Raw genomic sequence first — 21921 nt, 5'->3', positions numbered from 1 at the left:
TGATAGAGATGTAGTAAACAAAGCATCATAACAGGAGGCTATTAAAATGAAAAGTATGAAAAAGTGGTTATTAATGTTAATGACAGCTCTATCAGTAGTAACATTTGCAGCCGGATGCAGTGGCGACACAGAGGAAGACACAGGTACTGAAACGGAAGAAAACATGGAAGAAGAAAGCAATACTGAAGAAAGCAACACTGAAGAGTAAAATGGTAACAGTCAGTTCTATGCGGGCTGACTGTTTTGTATTTTGATCAGAAATGCGAAGGTTTAGGTTGTAATATACAATTATTTCTATTAATCTGACAATATAGGGATTCGAGCCCCACTTCAAGTTCACGATAAATAAAAGGATTTTCATTCTATGAAAAAGCCGGCTACATAAGGAGGGATTCAGGTGATTCATAGAAAACTGAATACAGTGTTTATCCCCGTGGCTAATCTAAAGGAGTCTGTGGATTGGTACGGAAAAGTGCTAGGTTTTGAAATCGATCCCGTGCAGTATAAAGAGATTGAGGAGCTTCCCGTCTATACTTTTCAGATGGGGGAAACATCCCTGACTCTGGAAGAGGAAAAAGGATTCACTCCATCTGCTTCAAATGTTCCAATATGCAATTTCCATACCACTCAAATTGAAAAGGTAAGAGAAGACTTCTACGAAAAGAAAGTCACATTTGAATCCGGGATCATCACGTTCCCCGACTTCTCTTATTTTAATTTTAGAGATATCAACGGGAATTTATTAATGATTTGTACGGGTTAATGTTGATTAAAAACATGTAAACAGTATAGTAAAAAACCTCCTGAAGAATTGTTCTTCAGGAGGTTTTTTATATTTGCAAATTCACTTCACACACTTCACACATACCGTTAAAGCGGGTTTTACATTCTTATAAGAAAGAGTGATATCTTTAAAGCCAGCTTCATGCAATGCTTCAGAAATACTTTCTCCATAGTGTTTCGCCCGGCTATCCCTTTCTTCATCCCCACGTGGCTGGACGGTGATGAGAAGGATGCCGCCCTTTTTTAGCATATTATATAAATGTGAAAGTGATTTTTTCTGGTCCTTCCATAGGGGGTAGTTATTGACGGAAAAGATCCGATCGTACTCTACGTTGTTCAATTCAAATTGACTAATATCATGAACAAATAAGCGAACTCTTCCGTTCTCAATGGCTTTTTCATTCTTATTCTGTGCAGCACTCTTCATTGTCTCAGAGATATCAACCCCATCTACAAGCGATTTAGGAAAACGACTGGAAATCCGATGAATACAATATCCAGGTCCATAGCCTACTTCCAGAATATGATCGCCATCTTTAATGGATAATTGCTTAATGGACCAATTGTTAATTTTTCGATTATCAAATTCCATTACTTTTCCGACTAACCAGCCAAGCAATCCATTCGGACGCTTGAATTGCTTTTGTAATGAAAACAACAGGGCATCACCTCTTTTGTTGAAATCTGTCCTAAAAAAATAGTATTGTCTATTCACCTTTCCACTAATAGACACAAATAAAACCTCGAAAGTAATATTGCAATTTTTTGAAAAAGTGGCATAATATAAACAAATCTAATTTGCGTTGATGAGAAGAGTACATAGATGAGCCCCTTATCAGAGAGCTTCGGAAGCTGAAAAGAAGCAGGATAACTCGTTATGGAAAATGGTCTCGGAGCATTCTATTCGAACCACTTTGGTGTAGGGTAGGACGGGAGTGGGCATCCGTTATCCATGTCACGGTATAAGAGCTTTTTATGCTCCGTACTTGCTGAGATAGACTTGTGTGAGCAAGCTATAAACTAAGGTGGTACCACGAGTTCAACCCCTCGTCCTTAGATGTCGATTGATATCTAAGGACGAGGGGTTTTTTATATTGTTCAGGAGGAGGAAAAGGTCATGACTATATTTATTGGTGGCGCTTGGCCATACGCAAATGGCTCGTTACATTTAGGGCATATCGCAGCCCTATTGCCAGGGGACATTATTGCACGATATTACCGTTTAAAAGGAGAGGATGTTCTCTATGTGTCAGGAAGTGACTGTAATGGAACCCCTATTGGTATTCGGGCCAGACAGGAAGGAACAAGTATTGAAGAGGTCGCGAATCGATATCACCACGAGTTCCTGGAGTGTTTTCACGCCTTAGGCTTTAGTTATGATGAGTATACAAGAACTGATCACTCACATCATCATGAAGAAGTTCGAAACATCTTTACCACCCTTTATCAACGGGGCTGGCTTTATGAAAAAGAAGTGGAGCAAACGTATTGTGAACATGATCAGCAATTTTTGCCGGATCGGTTTGTGGAAGGAGTCTGTCCCGTTTGTGGTTCGAGGGCAAGGGGTGATCAGTGTGATCAATGCTCGACGGTTTTAGACCCGACGGATTTAAGGGATAAAACCTGCAAGCTCTGTGGTCATGAACCTGTGCTTAGAACGACAAAGCATTTATATTTCTCTCTTTCTAAATTGGAGGGACCTCTACAACGATTACTGTTGGATAACGGCACGGGGTGGAGGGATAATGCCCTACAGCTCACGAGACGCTATTTAAATGAGGGTTTGCATGACCGTCCGGTGACAAGGGATATAGAAAATGGTGTAAGTGTCCCGATTCAAGGTTTTCAAGATAAGAAAATTTATGTATGGATAGAAGCAGTGAGCGGTTATTTGAGTGCGTCAAAAAAGTGGGCGAGGGATCACCAGCGTGATTGGAAAGACTTTTGGCAGGAGGCAGCCACGTCCTATTATGTTCATGGGAAAGATAATATACCTTTTCATAGTATTATTTGGCCGGCCATTCTCATAGGAATTGGAGAAAGAAATCTTCCTGACTATATTGTCTCAAATGAATACCTGACGCTTGAGAAAAGGAAAATTTCAACGAGCGGCAATTGGGCTGTTTGGGTGAAGGATCTTCTCAACGACTATCATCCAGATTCCATTCGGTATTTTCTCACCATTAATGCCCCGGAGAAGAGAGATGCAGATTTCTCCTGGAGAGAATTCATTTATAGTCATAACAGTGAACTGCTGGGGGCTCTGGGGAATCTGGTTCAACGAACGTTAAAATTTTATGGGAAAGAATTTGGTCAGGAACTTACACTTTCTGTTGTCCCAAATGAAATTAAGCAAAAAATAGGGGATACGTTTCTTTCTGTCGGTCAAGCGATTGAAGAAGGGAAAACTCGACAGGGACTGGAAGAAGCATTCGAATTTATTCGATGGTCGAATAAGCGTTTTGATGAAAAGAAACCGTGGAATGTTATAAAAGAGGATAGGGAGGAAGGGAAAAAGGTACTGGAAGAATTCCTGTACGTATTATGTAATGTAAGGATTCTTATTCAGCCGTTTTTACCCTTCACTTCTTCAAAACTGGCAGTTCAGCTGGGGAAGGCCAGTCAAACAGGGTGGGCGCCGGTATCTTTGCCGGTGAAGCTCAGCATTGAAGCGACCACACCATTATTCAATCGAATTGACCTTGAGAGAATTGAGATGGAAAGGAATCATTTGAAAGAGAAAGCCGAGTGAAACCAAAAGGAGCATGAAATGAGGATTATAGTCGTGTCAGATACTCATATGCCTAAAGTTAGGAGAGGGCTTCCAGAAATTCTGAAGGAAGACCTCAAGAAAAGTGATTTAATCATTCACGCCGGAGATTTTCAAACCCTTGATGTTTATAACGAGTTTATGGAGTACGGAGAACTGGTTGCCGTTGTAGGAAATGTTGATGATCCAGATCTTCAGGCGTTACTTCCCCAAAAAAGAATCATTATGAAAAAAGGACTTAGGATTGGGGTGGTGCATGGAGACGGTATGGGAAAAACAACGGAAAAAAGAGCCCTCGAAGCATTCCAACCTGATGAAGTTGACTTGATTATATTTGGTCACTCGCATATCCCATATTCCCGCTATATGAAAGGGAGCTTTTTGTTTAATCCCGGTTCTCCCACGGATAAACGTAAACTCCCTTACTTCTCCCACGGTGTTTTGACCATTGAAGACACTTGGAAAATAGAACATAAATTTTACCGTTAAAAAAGCACAGGGGTGTTAACCTCTGTGCTTTACACTTTACTATGACCCGAACCTTATAAAGGATACTGGTAGTAATCCTGACTATAGAAGGTTTGAAATCCACTTGATTCATAAAGCTTGAGTGCATTCCTGTTTGTAGCGGCAACATCCAGGTAAATATCGCTGGACCATTCGGATTCCATCATGACGACTTTAGACAGGGCATTTCTACCGATGCCTTTTCCCTGATGGGAGGGATGGATAGCGAAGCCATAAATAAAGCTTTGATTATCCACTCGTTGAATTCTAATCTTCCCTACGGTTGTTCCATTATATTCAATCATTAAGTTGCCTTCCCCTGATTCTTCAAGCAATCTCTTGGTATAGGATTCAGCATCAGATCTTACAACCTGGAAGCATTTTGCATCAAGGTCAATGATGGTTTCAATATCCTCTTCAGTCGTACTTCTTAGTTGGACATCAGCAGCGTTTATAGACAAGCTTTTCTTATTCCACTTCATTTCATATTCTGTAAAATCATAAGAGGCTTTTATTTTCTCAACAAATTCTTTTCCGGAAGCCGATGAGCCGGGAGAGTTAAGTAAGAGCTTTTGAACAGATCGTGATCTTAGAGACTGTATGGCTTCCTGAAATAGTTCTTGAAATAGCTGCTGTTTACGGTAATCCGGGTGAATCATCCCACATAATTCATAGGTTTCACCAAAGCCGTACAAACCTAAAAATCCAATCAGATGATCCCCTTTGTAGTGAAGGAAATCATCCAGGCTGTTTGTACGGTTTTTAAGCATATCCCAGTTCATCTTTAAATGAATATCTTCGTGTTTTTCGCAGACGATCTGCAGGTTTTTAATGTCTTGAAGCTGTTTTGAAGTAAGCATGTTTCATCCCCTATTAATCAAAATGAAAAGAATTCCCTTACTAAATTTTATGAAAATTCTTTCATCCACACAAGGTTTTTATGAAAAAAAGACCCGTGTACATGGGTCGTGCTTATTCTTTATCTTGTATTCGCTGTATCACTTCATGCAGCTCATCAGGTTTTAAAAATTCCAGCGGGGAGAAGCCTTTTTCAAACATGACGGACTCGCTTTCAATCATCAGTACATATCGGCCGTTTACTTTTGCCAAATGAATGCTGTCGCCAAAGTCGGAAAGAAGAGCTTTAATAGAGACATGATCGAGCTTCACCTTCAATTCAACATCAGGGGATTGCTCGACGATTTGGGAGGTGGCTTCCACCACTTGTTCCGTCGTGAATCTTTCCTGAAGCTCCCGCTTTGGGCTAATTGCCCATTCTTCCACCGCTTCTTCAAATTCAACACGTTCGTCACTTTCTTCCGCATAGGTTTCAGAAATATGTTCCTTTACCATGCCGTATACTTGTGATTTGACGATCTCAGGCATGGACTTTTCATATTCCACCCATTTCAGGAAATCCTCAAAGTATCTCGCATGTGATGCTTGATGGATCTTGATTTCGGCTGAATCCATCATGCCTTCTTCCGGCATATAGGGATATTGAATGGATTTCATATTCTTGGTGGTAATTGCCATTTCGACATTGTGAATCAGGGTCGCTTCATCGGTAATGGTTGCAACCTTAGGCTCGAAATCACATTTCATAATGAACACAAACGGATCATCAAAAAATTTCGTGAGCTTTGCAGTAGCAACCAGGAATGCACCACCGCGAATAGCGCTGGCTTCTATGTACATTTGAACGATTTGATCGCAGGCTTCGCGAAAATCCTCTTTGTTTTCGGCATAACGTGTGCGGTGAAATAAATTATAGTTTGGATTGGAAGTCAGTTCATGACCTGGTTCCACTACAAATCGTCCAATTTTTGTTGGGGCAGACTCTGATTTTGAATGTCGGTCTACTTTCCGCTTCACAATTTTGGTTAGTTCCCCATCTAAAAAGCTTTTTAATGGACTTTCTTCATACTCGGTTCCAGTTAACGTCTGAAAATGCTTATGCCGTTTATCAGCTTCTTCGCCTTTACCCTCTACTTGTATTAAATAGAAGGAAAGGTATTGAATTGTAAAATCCATGTTTTGTTCTCCTGACCTAAATAAATTCGCTTTACGTAATCTTCTATACATTCATTGTTCAGTATAGAAAAGCTGAAAAGGTTCGTCAATTGACTTATGAAAGTTATTTCTGGTGAGATACTACTTACATGGGCATTAAAAATAGGTGGTGTGCTAAGTGAGTAATGATTCATTTTTTTCTTTGGTGAAGAAAGGAAACAAGTCATCTTTTTTCGCCATGGTGGGGAACGGGATCCTGGCAATTGCAAAAGGTATTGCTTACTTCATTAGTGGAAGTGGAGCAATGTTCGCCTCGGCGATGCATTCATTGGCTGATGCAGTGAATCAAGGCTTTGTATTCATTGGAAGTGTTCTTTCTGAGAAGCAACCAACGGAGAAATTTCCGACCGGATTCGGAAGGGTCATCAATCTTTTTTGCATGGTTGCGGTTATCGTTGTTTCCATTATGGCCTATGAAACCATACGGGAAGGGATTCATTTACTAAAACATCCCGCTGAGGTAAAGGGCATTTGGCTGAATGTGTCGGTATTATTACTGAATATCCTTATCGATGGTGCCATTCTCTATAAAGTAATGAAGGAAATTGGACAGGAAGCAAGGGCAGAAAGCACGGGTTTGGGAATTTTCTCAGGAGCGTTTAAAAACGTAAAGCGTGCTTCACCACCGACAAGGCTCGTATTTTATGAAGATTTGGTTGCTGTTTCAGGGGCTATCTTAGCCCTGATTGCTGTATTGGTGTCCTACTTCACTGTCTATCAGCTTTTGGATGGAATCGTCACCATTGTCATTGGATTCCTCATGGTAGGAGTGGCCTTTAGGGTCGGTTATGACAACATGGTCGGTCTGATAGGAGTTGCTGCCCCGAAGGAAGTCGAGGACCGAATCGCAAGTACGATATTTGAGCACGAAGCAGTAATTGATATCTTTAAACTGAGAATCACTCAGGAAGGACGATACTATCATGTTGAATCGTATCTTGAACTGAAAAGAGGATTACCACTTTCAGAAGCAGATGATATTAAGTTCGCCATACAGGATAAATTAATGAGTGATCCGGATATTGCGGACGTAACGTTGGGGATCATCGAGGATGATGGAATTCAGGAATGGAAAGGCAGTAGTCCGGAACTTCAATAAGGAACAAAACATCCTGCCGAAAATTCGGCAGGATGTTTATTCGTTTAGGATTAAAATCAATAAGCCTTTTTATAAGATGCATTCATGGCAAAATAGAGTCATAGATAGAATGGGAATACGTATAGTTTGGTCTTGGATCTTGTTCATACTATAATAAAGAAAATCATAGGATAGATTATATTAAAGGGGGGGATAGGATGGATGTGAATGAGATACTGCAGCTAATTAAAGAAAGAACACCTAAAGTACTTGGAAGCGAAACATTTTCTGAATATGCTATTCTACTTCCTTTGATTGAGGTGGACGGCCAAACGCATGTCTTATTTGAAGTCCGTTCCTTAAACATGAGAAGACAACCAGGAGAAATTTGTTTTCCGGGAGGGCGGATTGACCGAAGCGATTCAGATGAGAAAGCAGCAGCTATTCGGGAGACATCAGAAGAACTTGGAATTCATATGGATACCATAACTGAGGTTTATCCACTCGATTATATTGTATCTCCGTTCGGGACGATCATTTATCCATATGTAGGCAAGATAAATGTATCCTTAAAAGAATTAAAACCCAATCAAGCCGAGGTGGAAGAAATCTTTACTACACCGTTAACGTATCTTCAGGAAAGGGAACCGGACTTGTATAACATAAAGTTCAAGATGGAGCCAGAAGAGAGCTTTCCGTTCAAACAAATCCCGGGTGGAGAAAATTACAACTGGCAGGCAAGAAATATGAAAGAACATTTTTACTATTACGAAGACAAAGTCATATGGGGGCTAACAGCAAGAGTCCTTCACCATTTTGTGAAACTTCTTTCGTAATTCGTCCTTTTAATAAGCGGAATTCTAAAAGTAGATTTACAAAACATCATGCTTAGAAAGTTGATTGGAGCAGAAATAAACTACTAATTTCTTTAAACATGATTTCAACTTTAAACAAATTCTTTCTAAAAAAGAAATTCTACAATTACCTATACGTATTGACATTCATTTTCAATTAATACTTTTTTCGATAGGGCAACATGTCGGAGAAAGTATTTTTGTTTGTAAATATGTAGCAAATTGAAGTGTTTGTAATGGTTTGAATGGAGGTAAAGAGAAGTAAGTAAAAGATGAAATTAAGGAGAGGGGAAATAATAATGATTATTCGTGCTAAATGCTGGAGAATGTTAAGTGTACAGGAAAAATTGTTTATCCTTAAAGCTGTATGTAATAAGCATCTCAAAAAGTAAAGAGTAGGAGTTCTTTTTATGTTATTTAAAAAATTCAAATTTCATCAAGTTCGTGAAGTCATCAGGCCAATATAAAACTGAATTCCTATCCCGTTCATCTAAAATTTTTTGCTTGTCTATTAGTAATGATTGATCTAACGTTAACATAACAATCGTAAGGTAGATTTATTGGATGTAATCGATTGGTGGTAAGATCAAACCGAAAATGAAGATCCAAAAAAGCTTATCGAAAATCAGTACACACTGTGTGCTAAAACCAAGAGTGAACTTGGCGACTTTTGATCCAGCCACCAAGTGTTTTTTATATTGTGATTAAATGATTAAAATCGGATGGCTAACTTTCAGCACCAGCCTTTAATTTCTAAAAAAATTTACACCTCACCTTAATTAGTCCCCTGAGCTATCTCTATTTAACATTTTCATAAAATCCCCTATCATTATATTCCACTTCTCTTGCATGAAAAAATCAGGAAGGAAAGTGCCGGGAACAATTGTTTCTGGCACTTTGCATTTAACATTTGGTAAAATGAAGTAGCACATACATATAAGGAGGACACCTTAGTGAAAGGAAAAAAAGTAGTCATCATGGCCGGAATTCTTATGGCCGTTCTATTAAGTGCATGTAACCGGAATGCTGCTGAAATGGTCGTGGATGGTGGAGTGACAATAGATGAAAAGGCCAATACGATTACATTCAGAGGAGTGCTCACAGACAAAGCACTTGAACCGAATACTCCGTTTCAAACCCGTTTCTTCCTGCAGGGAACCACGATTAAAAGCGCCTTGGGAACCGATTTGATTTATATAGATGAGGAGCTAAAGAGCAGGAAACAGGGAGAATCACCAAAAGAGTTTGAGGTTAAGAAAACAATAGACATAAAAAAACCGGAAGAGATTGACAAGTTGATAAGTGAAATTAAGGACGAAGAGGAAGAAGCCGTCACGATTGAACTTGTTAATGATAATGGTCGAATTGATGATCGAGTTCTTCATAACGTAACAAAGGAGTAGGGCGTAATGTCCTGCTCCTTTGCATGTATTGATCATCTAGTATTGACCGGTCTTTTTAAGGCATACAAATCATCTTCGAGAAGAAGCATCTTATCCATCAATACATGTTTAGAATCCATCACTCCCTGATTATAGAGATAGGGACCGATTTCTTTCATAAAGAAATCAAACCAATTCTCAGCACCTAAATCTCCAATTTCATCCCCGGTCTGCTCATAATAAAATGTCTGGATTTTTTCAATCATTGTGTCTTTCTGTTCTTTTGGTATCTTCGTAAACATGAAATGATTCCCTCCCATTGTGTTTCATCCATCGTAACATAAGCGGACCGATTATAGGGATGAAGCTAAGCATACTATAACGAGTGACATTGTATATATTCTTCATTACATAGGATGAAAGCCAGAGAAGAATGAAGAAATCAATGGTCATGACACTTACAAGTTTTGAATTATTGAACGCTTCCCAATAAGTGAGCAGTGAAAATCCATTTAGAAGATAGATGGACAATGAGAATGCTAATAGTATAAGTAGAATACTGTAAACGTTGGATTTTAGAATTTTTTGAATCCAATTAGTTTTTCTCATTGATGTAGGGGTGCTTCTCTTTTGTAAGAAGAAATAAGGAAGAAGACTGAATGCCCCCAGAACGAATGATCCCAGAACAAATGGCCATACAGGGATCTTGTCCCGTTCGACGGGGATCAATAATGAGGCAAACAATAATGGAAAAAGGCCAAGGAAGTTGAAAACAGTGACAACAAGTGGATCCACCTCAGAAAAGTTACCGGAAAGCAAATCCTGTACGATGGGATCTCTTGTAAACCCTCTTCCAGGTGCAAGAAATAATGTATAAATAATGAATCCGGACCATATCCAAAACAATGTTATCCCTCCTCGAGAAAATTGTATCAAATGTAAAGGGCTTTGTTGATAAATGGATGTATAAAATAGATCATTGCTTGATAATTTCATATTCTTCGATGAATGCTACCAGCTTAATTATAATTGGACAATCTCCCCTTTTCCCAGTAATACTAAAAGACTGGCGCAGCAGAAAGAACGTCTCCTTACCATATAAAATTGTATAATTGTGGCAAACTAAATCCTGACAGGCCAAGTTCTGTACATATTTATAAACTAAAGGAGAATGCGAATGTGGCAGGAGTTTAAAAAGTTTGCTGTGAAAGGAAATGTCATAGATCTTGCAGTGGCCGTCATTATAGGTGCTGCTTTTGGTAAAATCGTCAAATCCCTTGTGGATGATATCATTATGCCACTTTTAGGTATAGTGCTTGGTGGCATCAGCTTTACGAATTTAAAAGTAACGGTAGGAGACGCTGTCATTACATATGGAGTGTTCATGCAAAACGTAGTGGATTTCTTCCTCATAGCCCTCGTCATATTCTTTATTGTACGGCTATATAAGAAAATAGAACGCAAAGAAGAGATCAAATCGGAAGTGAAGGTCGATCAGAAGGAAGAGCTGCTTAAAGAGATACGAGATTTATTGAAGGATTCCCGGCACAGTTCTCAATAAATGGATAATCGACAAAATAAACAAGGAGATTCCCATCATTTATCCAATATATAGTAGAGAGAAGAACTAGAGGGGGAGAAACATGGAAATCAACTCAATGTATTTAATTAAAGAAAAAAATGGAATGAAAAAAGACTTTTCTTTACTCCTTTCAATGATGGACTATGCACGGTTCACTTCTATCAGCGAAGTGGAGGGCTTACCGGTGGAAGTGCTCGACTACCGATGTCACGATGAAGCAAATTCAATAGGGATGCTTCTTTCGCATTTTGATGCAGTTGAAAAAATTTATCAGGTACTTACCTTTGAGAAATTAAGTGATGATGAAATTGAAGAGTATGCAGAAACCCTGGAACCTGCGTTAAGCTTAGGCAGTAGAGCAGCTGAAGTGATAAAAGGAAATACAGTTGAATTCTACCTGAAGAATTTACAGATAACCAGGTCCAAAACCGTGGAGCAGTTCAAACAACTTGATGAACCCTGGTTGTATGAGGAAACCGATTGGTGGTATGGGGAAAAAGGAAATAACTTTTTTAAATGGTTTCATGTATTTGAAGATGAGATCAATCATAGAGGGCAAATTCGTATGATCAAAAAACTCTATGCAAAAGAACATACTCCTACAATTGTAGAGTAGATTTACCTTTGCATTTTACAAATAGACCCAATCATTTCTTGAGTTTCCCGTTAGAATCTGTTATAGTAAGGGTAGTTATTTTTGTTCGGTTAATATACATGATTGATGAACATCCGTCTTGAATCTTAATCAGAGCAGGAATATAAATATTTTTATGTGCAACTGCACTAGGAGGTACTTGTTTTATGTTACAAGGTAAAGTTAAATGGTTTAACGCTGAAAAAGGTTTCGGTTTCATCGAAGTTGAAGGTCAAGACGATGTTTTTGTTCACTTCTCCGCTATCCAAGGTGAAGGATACAAATCATTAGAAGAAGGTCAAGACGTTACATTTGAAATCGTTGAAGGTGCTCGTGGACCACAAGCAGCCAACGTTCAAAAGTAATTCAATTGTAAAACTCCAAACAGAGTACGTCAGCTGACGTACTCTGTTTTTTTACGACTTCATACATTTACGTGGATACTCGGCTCTTATCCTTTCCTAAATATCACTGTTACTGTACTATTAAACGATATCTTATATATTGGAGTGCTGAATTTTGTGGAAAAACGCTAAGAAATTTTTTGTGTTTATTGGAGTTTTTATAGGGAGTAATATCATTCTAAGTCTTGTTGCTGGTCTGATCTTAACAAATTTGTATCATAATGGTGGTTTTATAGGGTCACCCGTTATCGGAACCTTTATCAATGTTGCATCCGCAGTACTTGCGATTTTTGTTGCGTATAAACCGTTTAAAAAGAAAAATCAAGCTTAACTAGGCAGGGTGTATCGTTGGAGTTTTTTCTATCCTTCATATTATGAATTTATCTTCTTCTTTATATGTGCACATTTAGTCCCAGTATGAATAAGCTAACATATTAACCTTTCCGGAACAATCCGGGGAGGTTTTTCCTTGTTAAAGATGTAAGATGTATGAGGGGAAATGATTATTAATTATATAAGGATATCTATTTTATTTTCGATTCAACAGTTCAAAAGGGGAGTAATCAATGATAAGGAGCGTTGTCATAGATGGGGGTTCCAACATTAAGAGGGACTCATGGAAAGAGACTAGTCAGTAGACTAGTCTCTTTGTAAGTATTTAATTTCGTCACTATGTTATTATTTATTTTGTTGGTTTTGTTGATTTTGTTGTTTAGCAGCTTTTTTAGCTCTTTCAGCAGCGTTTTGCTCTTGAGCAAATTCTGCTTCGTTTTTTTGTTGTGGTTGTTTGTTGTTATTGTTTGTCATCTTTATCACCTCCGTCTACAATAATTTGCCCGGAAATGAAAAAAAGATACGTAAAAAATAAATTTAACCTGGGAATTTTTAATTCTAAACAGTCTCCGATAGATTATATGTTAGAGGAGAGAGGGAAGGACCATGTCAAGGTCCTTCCCTCTCTCTTTCCAGTTACTTACTAGTTTAACGCCAGGACTTGGAGGGTATTACTAATTTCGTGCATTTATTTTCTTTACATACCTAATTCTGCATGTAAATAACAACAATGAATTAAGGGGGAAGCTAGTTGAAGAATTTCACACCAATGTTTTGGATTGCGATTTCAATCGGAGTAATATTTGTGGCGTGGGGAGTTATTTTTCCTCAGGCTTTGATCGATATTATGACCAATACCCAAGGAGTACTTCTGGACAAGTTTGGATGGTTTTACCAATTCTCGGCCACGTTCTTTTTTATAATCGCTATCTTTTTTGCAATTAGCAAATACGGAAAGATTCGTTTAGGGAAAGACACTGATAGACCGGAATATTCCACTTTGACATGGTTTGCAATGCTCTTTAGTGCAGGGATGGGAATCGGACTCCTTTTCTACGGGGTCTCGGAACCTGTTTCTCATTATTCCACTCCACCATACGGAGAAGGTGGAACCATTGAATCAGCTAAGATCGGTTTGCGATATACCTATCTTCACTGGGGATTCCATGCGTGGGCAATTTATGCAGTTGTTGCTTTGGCCCTTGCCTATTATAAATTCAGGAAGGGCATGCCAGGACTAATGAGCGCCACGTTATATCCTGTCATCGGAGATAGAGTGAAAGGACCTATAGGGTATATTGTAGATATTGTCGCTGTGTTTGCCACTATTTTTGGTGTAGCAATATCACTTGGGATTGGGGCACAACAAATTAACAGCGGACTCAATTACCTGATGGGAACCCCCATTGACTTTAGAGTTCAGCTTATCATCATGGGAGTTGCAACGGTACTATTCATTACTTCTGCTGCTACTGGATTATCAAAGGGTATTAAATATTTGAGCAATGCCAATATGGTATTGGCGGTCTTATTATTCATTGTCTTTCTCATAGTAGGACCCACACAATTTGTTCTGGAATTGTTTTTGACCACTTTTGGGAGCTATGTTCAGAACCTTCCTAGTATGGGTTTACGCTTTTCACCATTTAATGTGGAGAATAACCAGTGGGTGAAGGATTGGACTATTTTTTATTGGGCCTGGTGGATCTCATGGACACCTTTTGTGGGAACATTTATTGCCAGGGTTTCAAAAGGAAGGACTGTCAGAGAGTTTATCATCGCAGTCATCATTGTGCCTACGATTGTTTGTGCCCTCTGGTTTGGAGTATTCGGAGGAACAGGCTTGTATTACGACTTTGTTCAAGGTATAGATGTGACCGGTCAAAGTTTGGAGACGGCATTATTTTATGTTTATGATCAAATGCCTCTAAGTGGAGTCCTGTCGATTATTTCCCTTTTCTTGATTATCACTTTCTTTGTGACGTCCGCTGACTCGGCAACATTTGTGCTGGGGATGCAAACGTCTAATGGAAGTTTGAATCCTCCATTCTTCGTGAAGTTCAGCTGGGGAATTGTATTAGCTGCCATTGCAGCGATTTTAATGGGGACTGGTGGAATCAGCGGATTGCAAGCCGCCACCATCATCACCGCCTTACCATTAGGCATCATCTTATTTGTCATGACATATGGATTGATTCTTTCATTCCAGAAAGAGATGAAAATGAAAAAGAACAAAACGTCTGGTACTGGTAAGTGATTTTATCAATGGGAAAAGTAATATTCTAAATCAAAAGCCCTCTATTTTGTATAGAGGGTTTTTCAATTGTTTTTTTTGATTGATTGAAAAAAATGTATTCCATCGTTAATGATTTTGATAGGATTAAGATACTTATCGGGAAATTTTGAATAGAGGGAGAGTGGTGATTCAATGAAACAGATTATCGCAATGGGTGGAGGCGGGTTTTCGATGGAGCCAGAGAACCTGCTGTTAGACCAATACATTCTAAATCAGGCTGGGGAGTCAAAACCAAAGGTTTGTTTTTTGCCTACAGCCAGTGGAGATGCAGATGGGTATATAGAGCGATTTTATAAAGCTTTTCACTCGCTTCCGTGTGAGCCTTCACATTTATCATTATTCAAATTGCCTACACGGGATTTGGAGGGGTTCCTTCTTGATAAGGATGTTATCTATGTGGGTGGAGGCAATACAAAGAGTATGCTTGCCCTTTGGAGAGAATGGGGGATTGATTCCATCCTTAGGGAATCATGGGAATCAGGGACCGTTCTTGCAGGTTTGAGCGCAGGTTCGATCTGTTGGTTTGAAGAAGGGATTACTGATTCTTATGGAGAAGACTTAGAGAAGATCAAAGGGTTGGGAATGGTTAAGGGAAGTCACTCCCCGCATTATGACGGTGAAGAAAAACGGCGTCCCCTTTATCATTCGTTTATTGACAAAGGGAAACTACAAGCCGGCTATGGAGTGGATGATGGTGCCGCTTTACATTTTATCGATGAAAATCTCTTTAAAGTAGTAAGTTCCAGGGAACGAGCTTCCGCCTATTGGGTTGAAAAGAGAGAAGGCGGTATGCATGAAACAGTCTTATCGACGGAATATTTAGGAAGTTAATAAAAAAAATCCGATTCAAAACAAGGGGGGAGAATGGTGAATCATATTTGTTTTATTTCAGCTACTGATACATATACGATAAGGCAAAAGATCTTAAGGCCGACTCAATCGATAGAGGAGTGTCAGTATGAAGGGGATTTAGCCAAGAGTTCCTTTCACGTCGGAGTATTTGATGGAGAGTTACTGATCAGCATCGCTTCCTTTTATCAGGAAGCACGTAAAGAGTTGAATGGTCATCTGCATTACCGTTTAAGAGGGATGGCCACGCTTCCCGATTATAGAGGGAAAGGCGTAGGGAAGCAACTCATTGCTTACAGTGAGGAAGTATTAAATGAAAAAGGTTGTGAATTGTGGTGGTGCAATGCCAGAACTTCTGCGGGTCCTTATTATGAGAAATTGGGCTTAACCCAATTGGGGGACGTATTTGAAATAGAACCAATCGGGCCACATGTTATAATGTATAAACATATGGTTTGAGTGTAAGGGCTGGACGGGAATGGATGATGTCTATACTCATCCCCAGTCCTAATTCCATAGATAGTCACTCAAACCATCTTAGTATCTAAACAATACTCTTATGCCACACTCCAAGAAAAGACAACCGGGCTTGCCCGGTTGTCTTTTCTCAATCATTCTGAATCGTAGATCTTCTCAGTTTAATAAACTTCACTAAATTCAATACAACGGTTTTCGTCACAGCGTAAAATGGGACGGCCAGGATCATTCCAAGGATACCAGCTAAGTTTCCTGCAACAAGTAATAAAATGATTATGGTCGCTGGGTGTGTATCCAAACGCTTTCCTAAAATTAGAGGTGAAAGGAGGTTTCCTTCAATTTGCTGAGCGATTGTTACAACCACCACGACCAATATGGCCTTTGTTGGTGAATCGAACAATGCTACTATGATAGCCGGCGCAGCACCGATGAACGGTCCAATAAAAGGAATGATATTGGTGACGGCACCTATTAATGCCATAACCAGTGCATATGGCAGACCAATGATCAAATACCCGATAAACGTAAGCGTCCCTACAAATGAAGCAACCGTTAATTGTCCTTGTATGTAGGCAGCAAGTGTATCACTTGTATCCTTTAACGTGTTGATTCCTTCTTCCCGGTAGGCAGGAGGAAGGAATTTTGAGATGGCCTTGGGAAATTTATGGCCGTCTTTAAACATAAAGAATAATAGAAAAGGTACGGTTACAATCAGGATCGTAATACTGGTCAGAACACTTACTAATCCTTTAAGTGCAGTGGTGATATTATCAGGTAACGTATTGGCAAACTCCACTAACTGATTTTCCACATCTTTAAGTGACACATAATCTTGACTCATCATCCATTTGAATTGTTGAGTCTCAGATAAGTATTCGATAAAATTCCTCGTTTGTCTTGCATACTCCGGAAGTTCATTGAACAGCCCTGTTATTTGTTTTGAGAGAATAGGAGCGATATTTCCTATAATCAGCACCATCAGACCAACGATAGCAGCGTAAAGCACGATAATGGCGATGGTTCTCGGCAGTCTTGCTTTCTCCAGGAGATTGACTAAAGGATTTAATAAAAAATACAGAAATCCTGAAATGATGATGGGGAAAAATAATGTTGAAGCAAATACGACAATCGGTTCAAATAAAAATGAAATCTTGGTTGAAACATAAATAATGGTAAGAATAATAAGAATTTGCAAGCTCCACGAATACATCTTTTTCTTGGTCAAGCTGTTCACCTCTACCTATCGACTTGTTTGTGTGAATAAGTATATCAAAAACAGAAAGGAAAACCCTACTAATATACAAAGGGAAGGAGAATTATTTTTGAGAAGAATCATATTAGAAGACCTTAGGTGTATAGAAAGAGAAGAGGGGGTCAAGATATTGTATGCCGTCGAAGCTGGAAGTCGCGCATGGGGGTATCATACAGAGGACAGCGATTATGATGTCAGGTTCATATATATACGAGAGACAACCGCGTATCTAAATCTTCAAGAGACAAAGGACGTAATTGAAAAAACTACACACCATGCCTTTGAATTCACTGGATGGGACCTGAGTAAATCTCTGAAACTTCTTCGTAAATCAAACCCATCTCTACTGGAGTGGTTAACCGATGAGAACGTGTATATTGAGCACCCGACTATGGAGGTAATAAGGAAGGTGCGAGATCTGACTTTTTCTCCAAACCGTTGTCTAATTCATTACTATCACATGACAAAACGCAATATGGAGAAGTTGAAAGACGAACCATTCAGTACGAAGAAATGGATGGCCATCATCAGGCCGTGGCTTGCTTTTGAGTGGATAATGAAGTATCGAACATTTCCACCAAATTTAATCAACGAAATGATTGAGCATCTTAATATAAATGAAGATATAAAAAATACGATTACTTCAATGGTGACATCAAGAGTCAAAGGGAAGGAGGTTCCTAACCTAAAACATTTAGAAGAGTATATAGAGGGGGATTTACTAAAGATGGACAGGGATTTGGACGAATCATATAGCAATGACTCTTATCAATGGAGAGAAATTAATAAAACGTTCATATCCATTTTAGAAGAGGTATGGGGTGTCCATCTGGAGGGGAAGGAACGTTAACACGGGCATGGGGCATACATAAAAGCACCTACTTTGGGAAGCATAGAAAAAAAGATTCTTACTGAAGGTGCTAAGATGAGCTCGTTTAATAAAAGGAATAGAAGAATACCTAAGCAGCTGATTTCAGAAAAAGAAGAAGTGGTTCCTGAATTTCTCACTATGGAAGAGAAGATCTCTTATTTTCGAAATGGTCTTTTTAATACAGATGATTTAAAAATAAGAGAATTGAACTTTAACAGTAAAATATTGACCATTATGTTTATTGATTCAGTCATTGATAATAGGAGCTTACAGACGTATATTATCAAACCTATATTAGAAAAAGGCTCCGGCGAAATACGTGATGTCGTAAGTAGTAATAGTGTCAAAGAAACATTGTATTTAGATGAGGCACTCAGTGCAATGGTGGATGGTCACTGTCTTATACTTGCGGAAGACAGTGAAATCCTGACCATAATCTCCATGCCTAAAATTCTTAGTAATCGGTTAGAACCACTAAATGAAAAAGTGATTAGGGGGTCTCATCAAGGATTCAGTGAAAATATCACAGAAAATGTGCATTTAATAAGAGAAAGGGTTTCAAGTCCGAAACTGACTGTGAAATACTCCAGTATCGGAGAAACAACAAGAACAAAGTACGCTTTGGTTTATTTATCTCATTTAACAAATCCGGAATTGTTGAAAACGATTGAGGACCGGATCAATTATGTTCAAGCAGATTCGATTCAGTCACCTGGATACTTTGAGGAATTTTTAGAAGATAATTCGTATTCTCCATTTCCACAGTTTTTAAATACGGAACGACCGGATCGGGTAGCGGGTAATTTAATGGAGGGGAGAATAGCACTGTTAATGGAAGGAAGTCCTACCGTTTTACTTTTGCCTGTAAATTTCTTCTCTTTCTTTCAAACTTCAGAAGACTATAATAATCGGGCATTTATCGGCTCATTTGTCCGATTCATAAGATTAATCAGTTTTATTGCAACACTTTGTTTACCCGCTTTTTATATCGCCGTCATTTCCTACAATTATGAAATCATCCCTGTGGAAATCATTTTTTCGATAAAAAGCTCTCTTGAATATGTTCCATTTCCTCCATTGATTGAAGCGGCCATTATGCAGTTAACATTGGAATTGCTCCGGGAAGCAGCCATTCGGCTACCCAATCCCATAGCACAAACGATTGGGGTGGTAGGAGGTCTGGTGATTGGAACAGCTGTAGTAGAAGCGAATCTCGTTTCGAATACGATGGTCATTGTCGTCGCTATCACAGCCATTTCTTCCTTCGTCATTCCATCAAATGAATTGAGCACATCGGTAAGGATCTTAGGGTTTCCTCTCATGATCTTTGCTGCTTTATTTGGGGTTCTCGGAATAGTGATCGGGTTGATGCTTTTGTTGATTCATATGTCGACGCTTAAATCATTGGGTCAGTATTATTTATACCCTGTTGCACCTTTGGATTTCAAGTCGCTAACTGACACCTTTATCCGTGTACCTATGTGGCTGATGAAAGAAAGACCAAAGGATTTGAGACCACAGTATAAGTGGAAAACGACAGATCCTCGAGGATGGAAAAAAAATGAAGAATCAGACTAATCTTACTTCCATACAATTGATTTTATTCATAATTCAAACACAAATTGGAGTAGGGGTTCTTGGCCTTCCATTCAGCGTATTCTCCATTTCGAAAGGTGATGCTTGGATATCGGTATTACTAGCTGGTATTGTAGTTCAGTTGCTTATAATGATCTTCTGGGTATTGGGCAGGAGATTCCCTGCTAAATCCCTTTTCCAGTATTCAGTGAAATTGGTAGGAAAAGCAGGGGGGACATTCATTAATCTTTCCTACGTCTTTTATGGGATGCTTGTAACTAGCCTTATACTAATGTATTCGACTGCCATCATCAAAACGTGGGTACTTACACTAACACCAAAATGGATCATCATGTTTCTTTTAATGGGAACGGCAATCTATTTAGGAAAGGAATTATTATCTGATATTTGCAATGTTTATGTGGTTGTATCAGGGCTGATCTTCTTTCTGATTATAATCACTATCGTAGTATTGATCGTTTACCCTGTTGATTGGAGGTATCTGCTGCCGATTGGACATTCAGGTGGAATCAATATTCTTAAAGGGGTAAAAGAAGCATATTTTTCGATGCTTGGGTTTGAATTGCTTTTGTTTCTTTTTCCTTATTTTCAGCATAATGGGGAACGGTCCGTCTTATTCTCAGCATCAATGGCCAATCTCTCTGTGACATTGATCTATACATTTCTTACCATTGTCAGTCTTATAACGTTCAGTCCCGAGGAATTAGCCATTGTTCCTCAGCCCGTTCTATATTATGTGAAATCCCTGTATTTGCAAATTGTCGAGAGAATAGATTTGGTATTTGTTTCACTTTGGGTGGTAAGTGTTATAACTTCTCTAACAAGCTACCTTTTCTTATCGACCGAGGGAATCGCCCATACCTTTAAACGAATCAAACGTTCTGTCATAACCATTTTCTTTGGCAGTCTATCTTTTATCATTGCCTTAGTTCCCAATAAAGCAGCAGAAATGGAGCTGTACAACAAATGGGTGATTAATACATCCTATCTATTCATACTTGTCATTCCATTTCTTTTATTAGGAATCTCTTTTGTTTTCAAGAAAAAGGAAAGAGGGGAGAGCGCATGAGGAAAAAGTACATTTTAGTATCATTCCTCCTCATCATAAACCTTTGTTTGGCAGGATGTTGGGATCAACGGTTACTGAAAAACGGCAGACTCGTGTTTTCCTCTGCATTTGATATGGTTGATGAGGAAACCATAAGAGCGACTGCCATTATTCGGGACTTTAAGGATCGAAATCCAACTAATGTTTTGGTACAAGGTGAAGGAAAAACGCTTCGTGAAACAAGAATGAATATGGATAGGAAAATCTCGGGAGTATTTGAACCCTCAAAAAACCGGGTATTTTTATTGGGAGAAGAATTAGCTAAGAAAGATATCTATAAATTTTTAGATATTTTTTATCGGGATCCCAATAGCTCGATTTCTGCCAAATTGGCTGTGGTGGAAGGGAATGGGGGAGATATCCTCACTAAATTGAGTGAGAAAAATGTATTGATATCTGAGTTTATCATTGAATTAATTACAAGTGCTGAAATCTCAACTGGAATTCCTAAACAAAATTTACAAACGATCTGTACAGTGATGTTTGATGAAGGAAAGGATTTCGCATTGCCCCTCATTAAAATGAAAGACGGAGAAGTTGTATTAGATGGAACAGGAATTTTTCATAAGCATTCACTTACGGGTACTCTTTCCTTTAAAGAATCATCTTTATATCTGCTCTTGAACAATCAAAAAGCAAAGTCGGCTCGGTTTGTTTCAAAGATAGCAAATGATAATAAAATGAACATTGACAATTATATTACGTACAATATTTCTAAATCTAAATCTAAGCTTAAAATTGTTTCCGACACACCAGGAAATATTCAGGTGCAAATCGACGTGAAAATGGATATTTCAATCGTAGAGTATCCTCAGGACAAATTAACCGACAAGAATGAACTCAAGAAACTAAATAAAGAAATTTCAAAGCACCTAACAGAGGATGCCCAAAAAATGATTGAAAAAATTCAACTTGCCAACTCAGATTTATTTGGAATTGGGAGAGAGTTGATTGCTTTTCATCCAAAGACATGGGAAAAAATTAATTGGGAAGAAACATACCCCTCCATTACCATTGTCCCGACTATAAAAGTGGATATTGTAGGACACGGGATTATTAATTAACCAGTACC

Annotated in this window: 25 protein-coding genes and 1 other annotated feature; of the genes, 18 read left to right on the top strand and 7 right to left on the bottom strand. The window is 38.7% G+C overall.

Annotated features, from left to right (window positions below; translation table 11 throughout):
* Positions 1 to 46: 46 nt before the first annotated feature.
* Positions 47 to 208 (top strand): hypothetical protein, encoded by a 162-nt coding sequence (locus tag ACCB35_RS12735; protein ID WP_374054038.1) that lies wholly within the window; start codon positions 47 to 49, stop codon positions 206 to 208.
* A gap of 189 nt (positions 209 to 397) precedes the next feature.
* A complete protein-coding gene (locus ACCB35_RS12730; RefSeq protein WP_374054037.1) occupies positions 398 to 763 on the top strand; it encodes a VOC family protein in 366 nt (121 codons plus the stop codon).
* A gap of 81 nt (positions 764 to 844) precedes the next feature.
* Here the strand turns inward: ACCB35_RS12730 and ACCB35_RS12725 are convergent, their stop codons facing one another.
* Entirely contained in the window at positions 845 to 1441 is a 597-nt protein-coding gene (locus ACCB35_RS12725) for a class I SAM-dependent methyltransferase (protein WP_374054036.1), read from the bottom strand.
* 136 nt (positions 1442 to 1577) lie between these two features.
* Positions 1578 to 1841: a binding site (T-box leader), on the top strand.
* Positions 1842 to 1876: 35 nt separating this feature from the next.
* Here ACCB35_RS12725 and metG point away from each other — a divergent pair.
* Both metG and ACCB35_RS12715 read left to right on the top strand, forming a co-directional pair.
* A complete protein-coding gene (gene metG / locus ACCB35_RS12720; RefSeq protein WP_374057015.1) occupies positions 1877 to 3535 on the top strand; it encodes a methionine--tRNA ligase in 1659 nt (552 codons plus the stop codon).
* An 18-nt stretch (positions 3536 to 3553) separates the two neighbouring features.
* Positions 3554 to 4042, top strand: coding sequence for a metallophosphoesterase (locus ACCB35_RS12715; RefSeq protein WP_374054035.1), 489 nt, complete (start codon positions 3554 to 3556; stop codon positions 4040 to 4042).
* A gap of 53 nt (positions 4043 to 4095) precedes the next feature.
* On the opposite strand, the gene ACCB35_RS12710 is transcribed toward ACCB35_RS12715, so the two are convergent.
* Both ACCB35_RS12710 and ACCB35_RS12705 read right to left on the bottom strand, forming a co-directional pair.
* The gene (locus ACCB35_RS12710; protein WP_374054034.1) at positions 4096 to 4920 is read right to left on the bottom strand and encodes a GNAT family N-acetyltransferase; all 825 of its coding nucleotides are present in this window, start codon (positions 4918 to 4920) and stop codon (positions 4096 to 4098) included.
* A 112-nt stretch (positions 4921 to 5032) separates the two neighbouring features.
* Positions 5033 to 6094 carry a DUF3900 domain-containing protein gene (locus tag ACCB35_RS12705; RefSeq protein WP_374054033.1) on the bottom strand — a complete coding sequence of 354 codons (1062 nt, stop codon included), beginning with the start codon at positions 6092 to 6094 and terminating at the stop codon, positions 5033 to 5035.
* Positions 6095 to 6251: 157 nt separating this feature from the next.
* Between ACCB35_RS12705 and ACCB35_RS12700 the strand changes: the two genes are divergently transcribed.
* The 3 genes from ACCB35_RS12700 (at position 6252) to ACCB35_RS12690 (ending at position 9468) form a co-directional block, all read left to right on the top strand.
* A complete protein-coding gene (locus tag ACCB35_RS12700) occupies positions 6252 to 7232 on the top strand; it encodes a cation diffusion facilitator family transporter (protein WP_374054032.1) in 981 nt (326 codons plus the stop codon).
* Positions 7233 to 7429: 197 nt separating this feature from the next.
* Positions 7430 to 8047: a CoA pyrophosphatase gene (locus ACCB35_RS12695; RefSeq protein WP_374054031.1), complete on the top strand. Its 618-nt coding sequence runs from the start codon at positions 7430 to 7432 to the stop codon at positions 8045 to 8047.
* 971 nt (positions 8048 to 9018) lie between these two features.
* Positions 9019 to 9468 carry a hypothetical protein gene (locus ACCB35_RS12690; protein WP_374054030.1) on the top strand — a complete coding sequence of 150 codons (450 nt, stop codon included), beginning with the start codon at positions 9019 to 9021 and terminating at the stop codon, positions 9466 to 9468.
* Positions 9469 to 9500: 32 nt separating this feature from the next.
* Here ACCB35_RS12690 and ACCB35_RS12685 read toward each other — a convergent pair whose 3' ends face one another.
* A complete protein-coding gene (locus ACCB35_RS12685) occupies positions 9501 to 9749 on the bottom strand; it encodes a DUF2164 domain-containing protein (protein ID WP_374054029.1) in 249 nt (82 codons plus the stop codon).
* A complete protein-coding gene (locus ACCB35_RS12680) occupies positions 9706 to 10353 on the bottom strand; it encodes a hypothetical protein (protein ID WP_374054028.1) in 648 nt (215 codons plus the stop codon). Before ACCB35_RS12680 ends, ACCB35_RS12685 begins: the two co-directional genes overlap by 44 nt.
* A 271-nt stretch (positions 10354 to 10624) precedes the next feature.
* On the opposite strand from ACCB35_RS12680, the gene mscL reads away from it, so the two are divergent.
* The 4 genes from mscL (at position 10625) to ACCB35_RS12660 (ending at position 12398) form a co-directional block, all read left to right on the top strand.
* Positions 10625 to 11008 (top strand): large conductance mechanosensitive channel protein MscL, encoded by a 384-nt coding sequence (gene mscL / locus ACCB35_RS12675; protein ID WP_374054027.1) that lies wholly within the window; start codon positions 10625 to 10627, stop codon positions 11006 to 11008.
* Between the two features lie 97 nt (positions 11009 to 11105).
* Positions 11106 to 11645, top strand: a complete 540-nt coding sequence (locus ACCB35_RS12670; protein ID WP_374057014.1) for a DinB family protein — start codon at positions 11106 to 11108, stop codon at positions 11643 to 11645.
* Positions 11646 to 11830: 185 nt separating this feature from the next.
* Positions 11831 to 12028, top strand: coding sequence for a cold-shock protein CspD (gene cspD / locus ACCB35_RS12665; RefSeq protein WP_032088076.1), 198 nt, complete (start codon positions 11831 to 11833; stop codon positions 12026 to 12028).
* A gap of 154 nt (positions 12029 to 12182) precedes the next feature.
* Positions 12183 to 12398, top strand: coding sequence for a hypothetical protein (locus tag ACCB35_RS12660; protein ID WP_374054026.1), 216 nt, complete (start codon positions 12183 to 12185; stop codon positions 12396 to 12398).
* 347 nt (positions 12399 to 12745) lie between these two features.
* Here ACCB35_RS12660 and ACCB35_RS12655 read toward each other — a convergent pair whose 3' ends face one another.
* Complete coding sequence (locus tag ACCB35_RS12655) at positions 12746 to 12874, bottom strand: hypothetical protein (protein ID WP_374054025.1); 129 nt, start codon at positions 12872 to 12874, stop codon at positions 12746 to 12748.
* Between the two features lie 277 nt (positions 12875 to 13151).
* Between ACCB35_RS12655 and ACCB35_RS12650 the strand changes: the two genes are divergently transcribed.
* From ACCB35_RS12650 to ACCB35_RS12640, 3 genes are all read left to right on the top strand, one after another.
* A complete protein-coding gene (locus ACCB35_RS12650; RefSeq protein WP_374054024.1) occupies positions 13152 to 14657 on the top strand; it encodes a BCCT family transporter in 1506 nt (501 codons plus the stop codon).
* Between the two features lie 171 nt (positions 14658 to 14828).
* Complete coding sequence (locus tag ACCB35_RS12645) at positions 14829 to 15527, top strand: Type 1 glutamine amidotransferase-like domain-containing protein (protein ID WP_374054023.1); 699 nt, start codon at positions 14829 to 14831, stop codon at positions 15525 to 15527.
* A gap of 33 nt (positions 15528 to 15560) precedes the next feature.
* The gene (locus ACCB35_RS12640) at positions 15561 to 16004 is read left to right on the top strand and encodes a GNAT family N-acetyltransferase (protein ID WP_374054022.1); all 444 of its coding nucleotides are present in this window, start codon (positions 15561 to 15563) and stop codon (positions 16002 to 16004) included.
* Between the two features lie 148 nt (positions 16005 to 16152).
* Here the strand turns inward: ACCB35_RS12640 and ACCB35_RS12635 are convergent, their stop codons facing one another.
* A complete protein-coding gene (locus ACCB35_RS12635) occupies positions 16153 to 17247 on the bottom strand; it encodes an AI-2E family transporter (protein WP_044336704.1) in 1095 nt (364 codons plus the stop codon).
* 97 nt (positions 17248 to 17344) lie between these two features.
* Between ACCB35_RS12635 and ACCB35_RS12630 the strand changes: the two genes are divergently transcribed.
* From ACCB35_RS12630 to ACCB35_RS12615, 4 genes are all read left to right on the top strand, one after another.
* A complete protein-coding gene (locus tag ACCB35_RS12630; RefSeq protein WP_374054021.1) occupies positions 17345 to 18124 on the top strand; it encodes a DNA polymerase beta superfamily protein in 780 nt (259 codons plus the stop codon).
* A gap of 75 nt (positions 18125 to 18199) precedes the next feature.
* Positions 18200 to 19723: a spore germination protein gene (locus tag ACCB35_RS12625; RefSeq protein WP_374054020.1), complete on the top strand. Its 1524-nt coding sequence runs from the start codon at positions 18200 to 18202 to the stop codon at positions 19721 to 19723.
* Positions 19707 to 20810, top strand: a complete 1104-nt coding sequence (locus ACCB35_RS12620) for a GerAB/ArcD/ProY family transporter (RefSeq protein ID WP_374054019.1) — start codon at positions 19707 to 19709, stop codon at positions 20808 to 20810. The genes ACCB35_RS12625 and ACCB35_RS12620 overlap by 17 nt, the downstream gene beginning before the upstream one ends.
* Positions 20807 to 21913, top strand: coding sequence for a Ger(x)C family spore germination protein (locus ACCB35_RS12615; RefSeq protein ID WP_374054018.1), 1107 nt, complete (start codon positions 20807 to 20809; stop codon positions 21911 to 21913). Before ACCB35_RS12620 ends, ACCB35_RS12615 begins: the two co-directional genes overlap by 4 nt.
* The last annotated feature ends 8 nt before the right edge of the window (positions 21914 to 21921 follow it).

The sequence above is a fragment of the Rossellomorea sp. FM04394 genome (assembly GCF_041889765.1).
In the GTDB taxonomy this organism is placed as follows: domain Bacteria; phylum Bacillota; class Bacilli; order Bacillales; family Bacillaceae_B; genus Rossellomorea; species Rossellomorea aquimaris_B.
This window is presented reverse-complemented; position numbering and strand designations above follow the sequence as displayed.

Coding starts and splice junctions, on each gene's coding strand:
- ACCB35_RS12735 (WP_374054038.1), top strand. CDS start 47: ATGAAAAGTATGAAAAAGTGGTTATTAATGTTAATGACAGCTCTATCA.
- ACCB35_RS12715 (WP_374054035.1), top strand. CDS start 3,554: ATGAGGATTATAGTCGTGTCAGATACTCATATGCCTAAAGTTAGGAGA.
- ACCB35_RS12710 (WP_374054034.1), bottom strand. CDS start 4,920: ATGCTTACTTCAAAACAGCTTCAAGACATTAAAAACCTGCAGATCGTC.
- ACCB35_RS12705 (WP_374054033.1), bottom strand. CDS start 6,094: ATGGATTTTACAATTCAATACCTTTCCTTCTATTTAATACAAGTAGAG.
- ACCB35_RS12695 (WP_374054031.1), top strand. CDS start 7,430: ATGGATGTGAATGAGATACTGCAGCTAATTAAAGAAAGAACACCTAAA.
- ACCB35_RS12685 (WP_374054029.1), bottom strand. CDS start 9,749: ATGTTTACGAAGATACCAAAAGAACAGAAAGACACAATGATTGAAAAA.
- mscL (WP_374054027.1), top strand. CDS start 10,625: ATGTGGCAGGAGTTTAAAAAGTTTGCTGTGAAAGGAAATGTCATAGAT.
- ACCB35_RS12670 (WP_374057014.1), top strand. CDS start 11,106: ATGTATTTAATTAAAGAAAAAAATGGAATGAAAAAAGACTTTTCTTTA.
- cspD (WP_032088076.1), top strand. CDS start 11,831: ATGTTACAAGGTAAAGTTAAATGGTTTAACGCTGAAAAAGGTTTCGGT.
- ACCB35_RS12655 (WP_374054025.1), bottom strand. CDS start 12,874: ATGACAAACAATAACAACAAACAACCACAACAAAAAAACGAAGCAGAA.
- ACCB35_RS12645 (WP_374054023.1), top strand. CDS start 14,829: ATGAAACAGATTATCGCAATGGGTGGAGGCGGGTTTTCGATGGAGCCA.
- ACCB35_RS12640 (WP_374054022.1), top strand. CDS start 15,561: ATGGTGAATCATATTTGTTTTATTTCAGCTACTGATACATATACGATA.
- ACCB35_RS12625 (WP_374054020.1), top strand. CDS start 18,200: ATGAGCTCGTTTAATAAAAGGAATAGAAGAATACCTAAGCAGCTGATT.
- ACCB35_RS12620 (WP_374054019.1), top strand. CDS start 19,707: ATGAAGAATCAGACTAATCTTACTTCCATACAATTGATTTTATTCATA.
- ACCB35_RS12615 (WP_374054018.1), top strand. CDS start 20,807: ATGAGGAAAAAGTACATTTTAGTATCATTCCTCCTCATCATAAACCTT.